Origin of the sequence: Halioxenophilus sp. WMMB6, from assembly GCF_033283405.1 — a bacterium.
In the GTDB taxonomy this organism is placed as follows: domain Bacteria; phylum Pseudomonadota; class Gammaproteobacteria; order Pseudomonadales; family Cellvibrionaceae; genus Halioxenophilus.
Genome location: NZ_JAWMQR010000002.1, coordinates 764,345 through 777,945, shown reverse-complemented (window position 1 = coordinate 777,945; position 13,601 = coordinate 764,345). Strand labels below are relative to the sequence as shown.

The 13,601-nt window shown below is 51.6% G+C and carries 12 protein-coding genes; 3 read left to right on the top strand and 9 right to left on the bottom strand.

The annotated features are described in order from the left end of the window. Window positions 1-124: 124 nt before the first annotated feature. The 6 genes from SBL51_RS08990 to SBL51_RS08965 all read right to left on the bottom strand — a co-directional run bounded on the left by SBL51_RS08990 (window position 125) and on the right by SBL51_RS08965 (window position 4,521). The gene (locus tag SBL51_RS08990; RefSeq protein ID WP_317930569.1) at window positions 125-463 is read right to left on the bottom strand and encodes a hypothetical protein; all 339 of its coding nucleotides are present in this window, start codon (window positions 461-463) and stop codon (window positions 125-127) included. A 120-nt stretch (window positions 464-583) separates the two neighbouring features. Next, window positions 584-865 carry a hypothetical protein gene (locus SBL51_RS08985; RefSeq protein WP_317930568.1) on the bottom strand — a complete coding sequence of 94 codons (282 nt, stop codon included), beginning with the start codon at window positions 863-865 and terminating at the stop codon, window positions 584-586. 110 nt (window positions 866-975) lie between these two features. Continuing rightward, the gene (locus SBL51_RS08980; protein WP_317930567.1) at window positions 976-1,287 is read right to left on the bottom strand and encodes a hypothetical protein; all 312 of its coding nucleotides are present in this window, start codon (window positions 1,285-1,287) and stop codon (window positions 976-978) included. 84 nt (window positions 1,288-1,371) lie between these two features. After that, window positions 1,372-2,529, bottom strand: coding sequence for a hypothetical protein (locus SBL51_RS08975; RefSeq protein ID WP_317930566.1), 1,158 nt, complete (start codon window positions 2,527-2,529; stop codon window positions 1,372-1,374). Window positions 2,530-2,626: 97 nt separating this feature from the next. Further along, on the bottom strand, window positions 2,627-2,875 hold the full coding sequence (locus SBL51_RS08970; protein ID WP_317930565.1) for a hypothetical protein: 249 nt from the start codon (window positions 2,873-2,875) through the stop codon (window positions 2,627-2,629). A gap of 1,502 nt (window positions 2,876-4,377) precedes the next feature. Next, entirely contained in the window at window positions 4,378-4,521 is a 144-nt protein-coding gene (locus tag SBL51_RS08965; RefSeq protein WP_317930564.1) for a hypothetical protein, read from the bottom strand. 1,004 nt (window positions 4,522-5,525) lie between these two features. Between SBL51_RS08965 and SBL51_RS08960 the strand changes: the two genes are divergently transcribed. Continuing rightward, on the top strand, window positions 5,526-6,581 hold the full coding sequence (locus SBL51_RS08960; protein ID WP_317930563.1) for an integron integrase: 1,056 nt from the start codon (window positions 5,526-5,528) through the stop codon (window positions 6,579-6,581). 194 nt (window positions 6,582-6,775) lie between these two features. Here the strand turns inward: SBL51_RS08960 and SBL51_RS08955 are convergent, their stop codons facing one another. Beyond that, complete coding sequence (locus SBL51_RS08955) at window positions 6,776-7,426, bottom strand: VWA domain-containing protein (protein WP_317930562.1); 651 nt, start codon at window positions 7,424-7,426, stop codon at window positions 6,776-6,778. A gap of 21 nt (window positions 7,427-7,447) precedes the next feature. Further along, complete coding sequence (locus SBL51_RS08950) at window positions 7,448-8,977, bottom strand: hypothetical protein (protein WP_317930561.1); 1,530 nt, start codon at window positions 8,975-8,977, stop codon at window positions 7,448-7,450. Window positions 8,978-9,913: 936 nt separating this feature from the next. Between SBL51_RS08950 and SBL51_RS08945 the strand changes: the two genes are divergently transcribed. Both SBL51_RS08945 and SBL51_RS08940 read left to right on the top strand, forming a co-directional pair. Next, a complete protein-coding gene (locus tag SBL51_RS08945; RefSeq protein ID WP_317930560.1) occupies window positions 9,914-10,699 on the top strand; it encodes a response regulator in 786 nt (261 codons plus the stop codon). 2 nt (window positions 10,700-10,701) lie between these two features. Beyond that, a complete protein-coding gene (locus tag SBL51_RS08940) occupies window positions 10,702-12,339 on the top strand; it encodes an ATP-binding protein (RefSeq protein WP_317930559.1) in 1,638 nt (545 codons plus the stop codon). Between the two features lie 9 nt (window positions 12,340-12,348). On the opposite strand, the gene SBL51_RS08935 is transcribed toward SBL51_RS08940, so the two are convergent. After that, on the bottom strand, window positions 12,349-13,590 hold the full coding sequence (locus SBL51_RS08935; RefSeq protein ID WP_317930558.1) for a LysR family transcriptional regulator: 1,242 nt from the start codon (window positions 13,588-13,590) through the stop codon (window positions 12,349-12,351). Window positions 13,591-13,601 lie beyond the last annotated feature (11 nt).

The following is a 13,601-nucleotide window of genomic DNA, read 5'->3' as shown; positions in this document are numbered from 1 at the left end:
TAAAAAGGTCGCTATCGTTGCCTGCATGCGCAAGTTAATCACTATGCTTAATGCTATGGTTCGCGACGATGTTGCTTGGGCTTACTAAAGGTAAATTTAACTGGGTTGACACCACAGTCGCTTGTTAGCATTTTTTCTTCCGCCCCTCTCTAAGACCCATAAATAGACCTAGCGAATATAACAAAATAGAAACTGAAACAGCTGTGACAGCAACACGCACATAAAATTTAACGATATATATTTCAGGAGTTCTATCAGCAGTAACCTCTAAAAGGCCTGCAACTTGCTCAGTATCCAGAACCATATCTCCAGATCGTATTTTATCAGCAACTTCCGCAATACGCGCCTCAGCCTCTTCCTGACCTGCAATATATTGTGGAAGTACTTTCGTATTCAAAATAACCCCACAAATAAAAGCGCAGGCGCCAAGTATTATTAAGCTGACAATTACCCTTTTTTTCATAAACAGCACACCAGATGCTAACGCCTGTAGCAACTGCACAAACTGTGGTGGCGCCGTTGTGTTATAAGCGCAGCGGACACAAAAGGCGCCGCCGCAGTTTGTGTCTGGTGCCTACAATTGTTAGGTTTTTGCATGACCCAATATATTTACCGTTAAGTTAACCGCAGAAAAACAAACTACGAACATAATAAAACGCCAAAACGCAGAACCCCATTGCACCTTACTTACCCAAGAAGAGTCATGGGGAAACAAGGGAATGCCCTTTTGCCAAATTGCTTGAAAAAATAAGATAGCCATAGCAAGAAAAGCAAGCCACGATAATCCGTAGGCCTCACTACTTCTTAGAAACAACGATACCAAACCAGCTAAAGTGCCAAAAATCAGAGCCTTATAATCGTCCACTAATCACCTAACGCCCGTAGCACCTGCACAAACTGTGGTGGTGCCGTTGTGTTATAAGCGCAGCGAACACAAGAGGCGCCGCCGCAGTTTGTGTCTGGTGCCTACGATTGTTAGGCACTTTTTCTTAACCGCCATAAAGCAGATGCAAAAACAGAAGCAGCAATAGAAGCTAACACCCAAAACATAGAAAGAAACAATATTTGAATAGGAGCATAGTTGGGAGTCATACGCCTAAACACTAGCTCCGTCAAATACCCCATTAGCTCCCGATTTTCTAGAAAAGGCATAAGTTTAACTGGAGCCAGCCCCAAATGTATTAGGGGATGAGAATACGGCTCTGGCACTACAAAAGCATTTAATAGCAAAATAGTGGGAATGCCTACTCCGAAGAGAACGTGTACGAATATTTTTCGATCTCTCATTCCTTTTGCCTAACGCCGCGCTCTGCGGCAAATTTGGAGCGCAGCGGAAAATTTGTCCGACAGCAGCGCCTTGTTAGCTGTGTTTCACTGGACTCGGGAGTAGTACTTACCACTTAAAACATCCCGTACTTGCCGAACATTTGCACCAACAAGGTTCGCGATTATTTCAGTATCGAAGCCCCACTCATTTCCATATTTACGGATAGACAATACTTGCTCTTTGTTGAGGGTATTATTTCTTTTAAAGATTACACCCTCATAAAACTCATCATTCTCCCAATTTACCTGCACCCAAGGTGCGGATCTTTTCTCTACAGGGTGATCTTTAAGGTACTTTGCAGCAGCATAATCTCTATCATCGACTGTTGCTCGGTCTTTATTCAGATAACCCAATTTATGTAGAAACTTAGTGCCAGCAAAACCACCCGGGATCATATTTAAGCCCTTGGGGTAAAGTGTACTGCGCTCCACCATTTGCTCTTCGACATCCATTGCCTCTTCGTAGGACAGATTTATATATTGAAGTTCTGACAATAAACATACGCCAGTCCGAACCATCTCAAATGGCCCCATCCCTCTTTGGATAATACTGTCTTTATTGATCGCTGCAGCCAGCGAAGTATGAAAAATCAACTCACTACCCGTAAGAGCATCTCTTTGATGTTCTTTATATCTCGTTTGCCAGTTTCGAGAGGTTAGCCCTATGTAACTAATAGATTCAAATTGGTGCTCAGCATTATCCATTGCTGAAAGGTTATGCTCATAAATCATATAGCCCTTTTCTACATCGCCCCAATTCTTTAGGATGCATTGGATGGGTATAGAAACTACTCTCCTTGAGGAGACTCTTTGATCAGGCTTTGTTTCCAAGGAGTCTTTCGGCTCTACTCCTGAAATTCGATCAAAACTGAGCATGAGCATAGGTGCTTGCGGAGTGCCATGAGACCATACTTCGTATGAATAGAAATATTTTTCGTAATCCTCTTGCTCATCAAAAGTAATGAAATTGTAGGTGATAGCCAAATCAACCTTTTTACCTGTGGCGAGCCGACCCCATGACTTTTTAGTGAGGCGAGAATTTTTGTTTATCTTTACCAATTTGGATATGTAACCCAGCTTATTTCCGTGCCTTCCTTCATCAATTTCAACGAGCAATTCTTCAATTTCTAGTATTGAGCTAAGAGGTATGGGTAATACTGCCAAGGCATTATTTTCGTCAATATATTTGAAAGCTTGTTTCATCGTATATTTCTTACTAGACAGCTAACGCTGAGTGCAGGGGCAGCTGGAACGCAGTGTAAGCTGTCCCGGCGCACAGCGCCCTTGCTGCCACGTCTTGTTAAGAGTTCGACCGTGAATCCACATTTTTTATTGCCATTAGCCGCATAACTAGATTCTCACCAATCTCGGCGAATTGTTCTTTGCTCAATGACAGATCGGCGAGCGAATCCGCATCGTAGTCATTATGAGTAAAGAGCATTTCTCTCGCCCAGATATTCTCACCTTCCGAAGAGGAAGAAACATCATCCATCACCAGGCGGAGTACTCCTCCATCAATTTCTTCCAGATAGGTGACAACACCCTTCATCTCACACTCCTTGTACTCTTAACGCCCTAATAACGGGCCGCAACGCAGGCGTGAAACACCGGAGTGGAGGTCCGAGCCAGCTTGCTGGCGGGCGTTGATTAGTTTGTTAAATGTTTTCACATGCCCAACTCAAAATGGATTACTAGCACCAATGCCAGCCCTACAACGCCTACTGGTATACCGAGGTATATGAAATACCCAAGCAGACGGCTTTTAGGAAGCCAATAATGTCGATGCTTATATTTTTTGGCCTTTACAATTGCAGGAAACGTAATGGGCCACACAAGAACCGCGATTGAGCCAGCTACTATTTTGTTAATCTCAGTTATTGCCATAAGAGAGAATATAGCGACACCGCAAGTTACTAAGAAAACAATAAGCCATAATACCAGCGAGCTATCAGTTGCCATACATGACTTTTCACAATGCCCACAAACAGTAGGCCGCCAATTATCCAGACACAGTGCATCTATAATTCTCATTGTTTTCTTGCAGTGTGGGCACGATGTCATTTGTACATTTAACGCCCAAAGCAGGGGCCGTAGTGGAGCTGGTGATTTTTTGTGGTAGCCAACCACAAAAAAGCGCCAGCGGAACGGAGGTCCCGGGCCACGAAGTGGCCTAACCTGCCTTTGTTTGTTATGGCTTGGAATTTCATTTACCGAAACTGGCTCCCTGCACTGAATTTATTTTTAACACCAACAATGCCCAAGCTGGAACACTGACGATGGAACTTGGCCGAACACTGAAACCTCGAATGTGCACGATGCTTTAACCTGGCACACTGTTGCGATATTTCAGTTTACCGCTGCCCTGAACCCAGACCGGCGAGCAACGCTGGCCGGAAATAATTGCAACAGAGAAACCTAAATACCGCAACAACACATACTGTTTTTATAAAGGCACTTTTACCGTAACACCAAACCTCAACGGCTGACGTAGTGAGCCGAAACCGATTTAGCAGAAAGCTGCGAAATCGAAAACTTCGCACAAGCCAATGTTAAAACCCTAAAATCGTTCAGAGCCATAACGCCTAAAGCAGCAGCGCGTTTACGCGTCTGCTGCCTTTAATTGTTATGTGCTTACTGTACATTGCGTTTAATCCTTAACCCTTTTCGCTTTTGCATTGGCAAAAGTAACACGATAGTACTTGCCAACACTATTCCTGCTACAGCACCGGCATATGCTATGTATGATTCCATGTAAACGAATGCATAAGCAATGGAAAATAGGATAGCTATTTGCAGCAATAGAGAAACTATAAATGCTAGTCCTTTGTTCAAATTAAACTCAGTACCACATTTTGTACATTGGACACTCAGATCAAAAAGTAAACCCACTTTTTTTAGCGGACTAATACCATCGCCCTTGCAGTCTTGGCACCGCATTTTAATATTTCCTACACATAACGCCCGCAGCATGGGCCGACTGAAGCAACGCGTAAGGAGGTCCAGCCAAATACCGACGGTATTTGGCGTGCATGGCTGCGATTGTTAAATGATTTATGCATCTGGCATATTTGGTAGAACATGATAAACGCCTAAAGCTGTAGCTATTAACACAGCCAAGTTAAATGTTAGTACTTTACTATGGTGTTTTTTTACAACCGCTGTGACCACAAGAATAGCCGAAGCTACTAAATTCATGATGCCACCTATTGATAACGGAAAATACCAGTGGAACCATAATGACCAAAGATCCTTAGATTCAGATAATTGCACAACGCTCGACCCTCTATTCAACACAAAGACTATAGAAAACACCAAGATTGATGCAATTGGTATCAATAACAATAAAGCTCTATAACGGACAAACGTAGCATTTATAAAAAACTGGAGACTTGCGGAACCAACAACAGATAGCCAAATTAAATATACCAACCAGTTTAAAATAATCATTTCATTTAACGCCGTGGTAAGGGGCAGCCGAAGCAACGCGTAGGCTGTCCCGCGCAGCCCGCGCTTTTTGCGGGCGGAGTGAACTTGACCACCTTGTTAGCTGTGGCCATTGGCACCACTCAATTTTGCCTTGCACCAAGGGCATGACATTGGATTTAGCGCCCAACCCTTAGTGCGAATTACTTTGCCATTTACTGTGATAGAGCCAAACTGAACTTTGCCACAGTTGGGGCATTTGTTTAGCAACATTTGTGTAACGATTGCGATACTTACAGACAATACGCCACAAGTAAACCAAAACAATTGCGAGCCAAGAGAATTTATAAAGGACAAAACAACAGACAGAAAAAAGAAGCCAAAGCATATTGGAATGATTTTACCGAATATAGCTCTCTTTCTCTGGTACTCCGTTATTGAACCTTTCATGACTTCTCTCGTACAGCTAACATTTGAATCAACGAAACAGTTTCGCTTTTTCCATTTCGCATGATTTTTTCGTAAAGTTTTGCAAAGCTCTGCAGCTCCCGTTATTCGGGGCTCTTGGGGCTTTGCGTTTTTTCTCTTCTGGAAAAAGCGAAATCGTTTCGCCTATCACCAAAATTACGCATCTATCTAAGCTCTTGAATTGTAACGGTATTGTCCGCGCCTTTAAGCTTGGTCCGTGATCAGCGTCATGGTTTCGCGTTTTTGGAGTTTACAAGAGGAGTAGGGTGTCTCCTATACTGTATATAAAAACAGTTATGAGGTTTTCCATGGATGACATTCCCAAGCCCCTGCCAGAAAAGCCCGTTCGTTTTATGGATTGTTTCCGTGCTTATATGCGCTCTCGCCATATGAGTTATAAAACAGAACAGACCTACTGTTTTTGGGTTATAGACTTCATTCGGTTTCATGGGCGAAAGCACCCTCAAACGCTTTCTGATGCGGATATTAATGAATATTTAAGCTATTTGGCGTTACGGCGGAATGTTTCGGTTAATACCCAAAAAACAGCTTTGAACGCAATTGTTTTCCTTTTTAAAAAGTTTCTCGGTCAGGCTGTTGGCCAGCTGGATTTTGGTGGTAGTAATAAGGTCCGACGGTTACCCACGGTTTTTTCCCACGACGAAGCGTCTCGCGTCCTGGCAAATATTACAGGTATTGAGCATTTGTGCGCGTCGTTGATGTATGGCTCCGGCTTGCGGGTGATGGAGTCGGTGCGGTTGCGCGTTCAGGATATCGATTTCAGTAACGGCTGTATTATTGTGCGCGAATCCAAGGGGCAGTATTGGCGAAGAACGCTGTTGCCCAAGAGTTTAATTGAACCATTAAGAACGCAGATTCAATTTGTATTAGCGCAACACTCGGTGGATTTGGAGCTGGGTTTTGGCTCGGTTTATTTGCCCTATGCGTTGGCAAAAAAATATCCATCTGCCGAAACGGCCCCAGCCTGGCAATATCTTTTCCCAGCAAGACAGTATTCGGAAGATCCGCGCAGTGGCGTTACCCGTCGACACCACATTAGTGAACGCTTGGTACAGGTAAGGGTGAAAGAGGCTATCAAGAAGGCGCAAATCTATAAAAAGGCCGGCTGCCACACCTTTCGGCACTCTTTTGCGACCAATCTACTCAAGGCCGGCACCGATATCCGTTCTATTCAGGGATTGCTTGGTCACCGAGATTTAAGCACCACGCAAATTTACACCCATGTGGTTGGCAGTCATGAGCGAGGGGTGGTAAGCCCATTGGATAGTATTCGAGAGCCTCTCCCCACCGATATTGATCGTCGCCAAAACATGTCTGGCAGTAGCGCGTTGATTTTGCAATAACATGCCGGCATTGGCAGATTTAAGGAGATCCGGTGCCACGAGTCTAAGGGCCGATACTGAGCATTTTAGGATTTTACACGCCCTACGCATCCCCGGCTGCGGGCGGGCGCTGCTAGCGTGTTAGCACAAATGAAAAGCCCGGTAACCAGTACCGGGCTTAACCAATTATTAAAAAATAATTGTGTGAGTGAGTATTAACGAACCGCGATCAGCCGATCCAACCGATCAAAATCATTCACCACCCGCCAGTCACCGCCGCCCTGCACCACTTTTTGTTGCCAGCTGTCGAGGCGGTTGAGGTAGTCGCGCGGGTCGATGTTGTCGCTACGCAGTTTGGTTACGTTGAGCGCAACCACGTGAATGCCTTGCAGGTCGATGGGGAAGTCGCGAATTGCTCCCTTCTCCAGGTCCTCCTCCAGGTCGGAGAAGACCAGCACATATTTTTCACCGGCGCCGGTTTCGTTCAAGTATTCGGTGGCCTGCAGTATGGCACCGCTGATATCGGTGTGGGCGCTGCCTTTGGTTACCTTGGCCACAAACTCATCCATCGATTTTTTAAATACCCGTTTTTGGTCGTTGGCGGTGCTGGGCCGTTCATCGAAGGTGACTTTGGCGACCAGATCTTTTTCGCTAAAGCTGCCGCTGTCGATTTTCGCTACGGCGATGGAGTCGCCGCTATCGAGGGTGGCCAGCAGGTAGTTCAAAATGGTCTGTGCCTTGTTCAGCTCTTCGGTATAGGTGCCGGAGGTATCCACCAGCAGATAAACCGCCTGGTGGCTGGGTGCCTGCTGGCCGCACGCGGCCAGCATTAGGGTTAGGGCACCGGTTAAGAGTAACTTTTTCATGGTCGGATTCTCCTTGCCGAGTTAGTTGTCTGCCAGAACCAGGTCGCCATCGTCGCTTGCTTTACGCTTGGCTCGGCTGCGGCGGGGTTTGGCGCTCTCTCCTGTCTCTTCCAGCTCATTCAGTTCGGGCTCAATGGCTACTGTTGCGGTGTGGCCTTTGCGCGCATTGATCCCTTTCTTGGCCCACGACTCAATGGTCAGTGGTACGGTGATCACGACGTCGTAGCCGTGCACCAATATTTTGCTCAGCTGGTTGGCAACGCCGCCGACGATGCGCAGGCTGATGATCACCGTGCGCAGCAGGGCTACGGTGATCACGCCCAGCACGGTGCGGGTAGCGTGGATAAACGACTCCAGCGGTATGGCAACGAAGGCCAGGGCGAAGGGCAGAATAAAGCCCATAATCATCTGGCCCACGGAGGGGATCCAACGAAACTCCGCGTTGGTGGTTGCCACGCCCACCAGAGATTGTTTCAACGCTTCGCGATCCAGTGCCAACAGGTCGCGCATGTAGGCCAGGGAGGCCTCGATGCTGGCCAGCACAAACAGAATGGTAAAGGTGATTACCATCATGCGGCGGCGCATCTTGTCATCCATGTGGCCGATGACCGGAAAGAGGCGGGTAATACGCAGGCTCTCCAGCAGGAACAGGCCCATGGCTATCTCCACCAGAATGATCACCAGCGCGGCGATATCCGACGTCTTCACGCTGCCCACATAGTTGGAGCCGCCCACCATTTCCGACATGGGCATGGCGATCAACTGGAAGTTGATCAGGCCGCCCATCACCGCCACCACTAACACCAGGCCGGCGATAAAGAACTGGGTGAGCGATGAAGCCGTTAGCGAACGGGCGATAGGGTCCTCGCTATCGCGGATGGCCTCGTAGGTGGCCATATGCTTGTCGACGGCATCGGCGCGCTCCTGGGTAATGGCAACCACCTCTTTGGTTTTACCCAGTTTGGTGGCCAGTGCCCGCCACTGGGGTTGCAATGCACTCAACAGGCGATGGCGCTCGGCGCTGGTTTTTTGGTAGGCCTTAAGGGTCTTGTCGTGGGCCTCGGTTACTTCATCCTTAATGCTCTCCAGAATGGTCACCACCATCGGGTCGCTCTGTTTCGGCAACTCAGAGATGGTTTGCACCACATTCAGCCACTCGGGCGGCAGGGGTGGCGCATCGGTGGCGGCCTGATAGTCGTTTTCCAGGCGCTCGACGGCATCGCTCAGCTCCCGGTGCAGAGCCGGGTAGTGGCTCAGGTCGCGGGCGACAATCTCATTAATGCGGGTAAACTCCCGTTCAATCATGCGCTCGGTGGCCTCGCGCCCATGGGCCAGGATAATCTCCTTGTTGCGGGTAATGGCCTCGCGTTCAATGTTGGCCACGGCCCGGCTGGCGGTGCGCATAAAGCGGTAGATGCTGCGGCCGGTGGTCAGGATAAGTTGGTGGGCCGGCACCCGGCCCAGGTAGAGTACTGTTATCAGTACGACCAGCCAGATTGCCAGCGAAACGCCGGGCTGGCTGGACCACAGTAGAAGCAGGTCGTTAAACATGATCGTATCCTCAAAATTTGTGATAGAGGGGGCAGTTGGCGAACTCCAACGCCCTTGAGAACCGATTTTTGGCTAGGCTGGTGAATATTCGGTGAGTTTTTCGGTGAATGTTTTTTCTTTTTTTGACGGTGGCTGGCGCTCCCCAGTGTTGGGGGGCAGATGGGGCTGCTGAACCGCTAAAGGCTGGCCGGTGGCAGTGCCGTGAGCCGAAGGGGGCGGTGTTTGGTATGGCTGGTGCCAGAGCCGGGGCTTTTGCTCAAAATTCGACTGCTGATCTGTGGGTTTATGTTGGCTTTTGAGTGAATTGGGTGTGAGGTTTTTTGGTTTAGGTGGTGCTAATTAAGTGTTGGCTGTTTGGTTGTCATTGTGGGTTTTGCGGGGCTGCCTCGCTCACGCTGAGCGCAGGTTGCGCCTGCTGGCGCCTTACTTTCTTTGCTCGTGCAAAGAAAGTCAGCAAAGAAAACACGCCCCGATGTGCCGGTCGCTGCGCGACTCCCCTGTGCGCTTCGCGTTTTTGCGGGGCTGCGGAACTCGCTGCGCTCAAACAGTCCTCGCCCTAATCGCAAAAACACGGCAGTGCTCGGCGGCACAAAGGGGACCTGACGCCAGCTTCGCTGGCTCTAAAAACGAAAATCAAAATCGCTTTGGTCGCCAAAGGCGGTGCTTTTGTTTTTAGCATGCTTCGCTTGCTTGGGGCCAATGTGTAGAGGGCGAGTAGCTCAGTTCTCTTCGGGCACCGAGCCAGGCGTGTTTAAGGGGAGGAGCAAAAGCCCGAGTTCGACATCGCTCCGAAGCGAAACGGAGACCATGCCCGAATGGGTGAGCAGCTTGCTGCATTCTGCCCGGTCACTACCACGGTGGTAATCGAAAATAAACTATTGCCGAAGCAATAAACAGCAACAACAAAATCAGAAAGAAAACAAAATAGAAATCGTTATGGCCAAACTATTCTGGGTTGAGGATCAATCCCACTGGATCGAAAAATTCACGCCCATACTGGAGAGCACGCTGTTCGATGGCGGGCCCACGCAGTTGGAGGTGTACAAATTTGCCGAGGCGGCCAAGCAGCGCATTGCCTTGATGAAGGATGAGCAAAAACCCGACCTGGCCATTCTCGATGCCCATATGAACGGCTTTGATCAGGCGGGGTTCAGCGTCTCGCGGGCACTGCGAAAGAAATGGCCGGAGCTGCCGATTATTTTTCTCTCTGAACACAGCGGCACAGAGATAGAAGAGGAGGCGATCACCAATACCGATGCCCGGGATTTTATCGCCAAGCACCAGCGCAATATTGAGGCGGTGCTCTGCTGGCGGATTAAGGCGGCGTTGAAACAGCCAGCGGGGGAGGCGGCTGCCGGCCAGCACCTGGTGAGCGGCAGTTTGAAGATCGACCTGGAGACCTGGGAGGTGTTCTGGAAGGGCCAGCGGCTGATGAACCCGCACAACCCCAAGCGGCCGTTGGCACCCACGCCGCGCAAAATTTTGCGCTATCTGGTGGAGCGCAGCCCCCGGCCGCTCTCCACGGAGCAGGTGGCGGACCTGCTCGAGGCCGACCTGGAGCGCTTCTCCTACGCCAATTATCGGCAGCACATTAAAACCCTGCGCACGGCGTTCGATGCCGCCGAGCCCGGTGTGGGGCAGTTTACCGAGCTGTGCAAGACCGGGCGTGGTATCGTCACCTTTGGCGACGCCCAGGCCTACTTTTGGAAGAGTGATCAATAACCATGAGCATTGAAGCCCCCAAGCGCACCCCCTACCCGCTGTTGACCATGCTCGCGGCGATTTTTTTGCTGGCCTATTTTTACGCCCAAACCCACGCCGGGTTGCGGGCGTTTTACCCGCTGCCTGACTGGATTTTTCTGGCACCGGTACCGGAATCGCTATTGGCGGGCTTTGTGGTGTTGCTGCTGGCCGAGCTGCGCTTGGTGGAGCGCAAACGCAAAATTCAGAAAAGGGCGATTCGCGAAATCCGCGCGCAGATGGATGAGCTGTTGGCGAACAAGCGTCAGCTCAACGCCAAGGCCCACGTCTACGCCAACCATGCCGATAAATTAAAACTGTTTATCAGCGATAAATTGTTGGAGTACATCGAGTACGACGAAAAATTTCTGCACTTTAAAAGCATCGCCAGTGAGGTGCGCCACAATGGTGTGATCAGTTACGACAAGGTGAGCACCGCCCTCGAACAACAAATTGCCCAGCTGGCCGAGAGCAACAGTAACGACAGTGGCGATGCCGGCAGTGAAGAGAACAGCGAGGCCAAACAGTTGCGCGAGGCGGTGGCCAGTATGCGCTACCTGTGGGACCTGCTCGATCTCTCCACCACCGACAACATCGCCCTGCACATTGCCAACAAGGTGTGTGAGGCGGAGGAGCTGCTCTTTCAGGCGGAATTGAATAACGCCCAGGCGCTGCCGGAAAAACCGATCTTCGCCGCCGAAGCTGCCCTGGAAAAGGCCCTCACCCGTTGCTTTGGCAGCCCGCCCATCGCAGTGCCAAGCCCGCACGACTACCACACCCTGCAGGTGCCCGAACACAATTTAGTATGGGTGCGCTGCCATCCGGCAGCGCCGCTGTTGGGCAATGAGAACCACCTGATTCTGGCCTTGGAAAATATCATCAATAACGCCCAATACTTTGCCGGCCGCCAGGGCAACCGCAAGCTGGAGAAAAATGCCCGTATCGCCATCGAGCTCTACCAGGAGCGGGAGTTTATCGGCTACCGGGTTTACAACCGCGGCCCGCACATCAACGACGAGAGCGCGGCCAAGCTGTTTCAGTTGGGCTACTCCACCCGCCGGGTAAAACAGAACAACGGCAAGGGGCTGGGGCTCTATTTTGTGAATGAGATTATCAAAGGCTACGACGGCAAAATCAGCCACCAGAATATCGCCAACCGGCCCGATGTGTTGTCGCTGCGCATGGAGTTGAACAACGGCACGGTGATTACCGATGTGATTGAACAGCAGGTGGTGGAGGGGAAACCCTGCTGCCGCAAAACCGGCAGTGAATCCGCCGTGGCGGAGATGGAGTGGGACTTGGCCGGTGAGCTGGCCTCCATTGAGGTCACCCACCAGAGCGACCAGAAAACCCACCGCTTTGTCGGTGATGCCCTGGCCGAGGGGCTGCTGCCCGACCCGAGCCAGTCGTTCCACCCGCGTTGGCAGTTGCAGATCGACGCCGGCCGCTTTGGCCACACCCGCCTGCGTTTTATTCCCCAGGATATTGCCGGCGTGCTGTTTGAACTGAAAATGCCAAGCCTGAATGCCCGCCTGGAGGGCGACCTGTTGGTGACCGACGAAGAGGGGATGGATCGTCAGGTGGCCGATATCGCCAGCCGCTTTAAGGCGTTGGAAGAGTAGCGCCAAACTTCAGGCTTGATTGCCGGCCCGCAGCAGCGCTAAAAAGCGCTGTTGCAGATTGGTGGGCAGCCAATCCCGGCGCAGGGTCAGGCCAATCTCCCGGCGGCTGCCCGGCAGTGCCTGGGGGCAGACCGCCAGTAACCCCGCCTGTACCTCCACCTCCACCTGCTGGGCAGACAGCAGTGCCACCCGGTCGCTCTCCAGCAGCAGCCCGCGAATCGCCACTAACGAACTGCACTCAATCACCCGCGCCGGTGGTGTGAAGCCCTGATCGAGAAAAAAACGGCTGAACACCCCCCGCGCCGGCGTGTTGATTTTGGGGGCTATCCAACTTAACCCCTGCAATTCAGCGGCGCTGGTGGGCGCCCGTTTGGCCAGCACGTGGCCGGGGCGCACCACAATATGGAGCGGGTCGCTAAACAACAGTTCCTGCTGAATATGGGGGCTGGGCGGCGGGTAGCGCAGGGCGCCGACAATCACATCCGACTGGCCGTGCAGCAGGCTGTGCAGCTGCTCCTCGTAGGGGCCATCGATAATACTCACCTGGGCATTGGGGTATTCGGCCAGCAGCTGGGTAACGGCGTGGGGTACCAGGCGTGTACGCGCCAGCGGCAGGCTGCCGACCCGCAGGCTGCCCGAGTGGCTGCCGGCCAGCTCCGCCAGTGCCTCTATGGCCTGGTGGTATTCGGCAAAGAAGAGGCTGGCCAGGCGGGCCACCTGTCGTGCCGGCCAGAGCGGTTCCACGCCGGCCGGGGAGCGGCTGAAAAAGGTCTGCCGGCAGAGGCTCTCCAGCTCCCGCACCGCGCGGTGCACGGTGGGTTGGGCCAGCCCCAGTTGATTAGCCGCCAGGGTGTAGGAGCCGTGCTCCACCACGCTGATCAGGGCGCGCAGCTGGGTACTGGTGAGCAGACGATGCAGCTGCCGGTTTTTACCGCTGCTGCCCTCGGCAAAGAGGCCATCGATTTTGGCCAGGCTGGCGATGGCGCGCTCAATGCGCGCTAGGAAGCACTGCCCGGCTTCGGTGGTGAACACCCCGGTGGGGGAACGGGTAAAGAGCTCCACCGCCAGGGCGCGCTCCAGTTTGGCCAGCCCCTGGGTGATGGCCGACTGCGACAGGTGCACCCGTTCGGCGGCGCGATTGATACTGCCAACGCGGTTGACCTCCAGGGCGGCGGTGAGGTGGCGCAGGTTGGGCAGTGGCGGCAGGGCCTGATGCGGTTGGGTGTAATCGGTTGGGGTCTGTTTGGGCATGGGTAGGGCGC

Bases quoted from the DNA above. Each gene is read 5' to 3' on its own strand.
- SBL51_RS08990 (WP_317930569.1), bottom strand. From the start codon at position 463: ATGAAAAAAAGGGTAATTGTCAGCTTAATAATACTTGGCGCCTGCGCT.
- SBL51_RS08980 (WP_317930567.1), bottom strand. From the start codon at position 1,287: ATGAGAGATCGAAAAATATTCGTACACGTTCTCTTCGGAGTAGGCATT.
- SBL51_RS08975 (WP_317930566.1), bottom strand. From the start codon at position 2,529: ATGAAACAAGCTTTCAAATATATTGACGAAAATAATGCCTTGGCAGTA.
- SBL51_RS08970 (WP_317930565.1), bottom strand. From the start codon at position 2,875: ATGAAGGGTGTTGTCACCTATCTGGAAGAAATTGATGGAGGAGTACTC.
- SBL51_RS08965 (WP_317930564.1), bottom strand. From the start codon at position 4,521: ATGAATTTAGTAGCTTCGGCTATTCTTGTGGTCACAGCGGTTGTAAAA.
- SBL51_RS08960 (WP_317930563.1), top strand. From the start codon at position 5,526: ATGGATGACATTCCCAAGCCCCTGCCAGAAAAGCCCGTTCGTTTTATG.
- SBL51_RS08955 (WP_317930562.1), bottom strand. From the start codon at position 7,426: ATGAAAAAGTTACTCTTAACCGGTGCCCTAACCCTAATGCTGGCCGCG.
- SBL51_RS08950 (WP_317930561.1), bottom strand. From the start codon at position 8,977: ATGTTTAACGACCTGCTTCTACTGTGGTCCAGCCAGCCCGGCGTTTCG.
- SBL51_RS08945 (WP_317930560.1), top strand. From the start codon at position 9,914: ATGGCCAAACTATTCTGGGTTGAGGATCAATCCCACTGGATCGAAAAA.
- SBL51_RS08940 (WP_317930559.1), top strand. From the start codon at position 10,702: ATGAGCATTGAAGCCCCCAAGCGCACCCCCTACCCGCTGTTGACCATG.
- SBL51_RS08935 (WP_317930558.1), bottom strand. From the start codon at position 13,590: ATGCCCAAACAGACCCCAACCGATTACACCCAACCGCATCAGGCCCTG.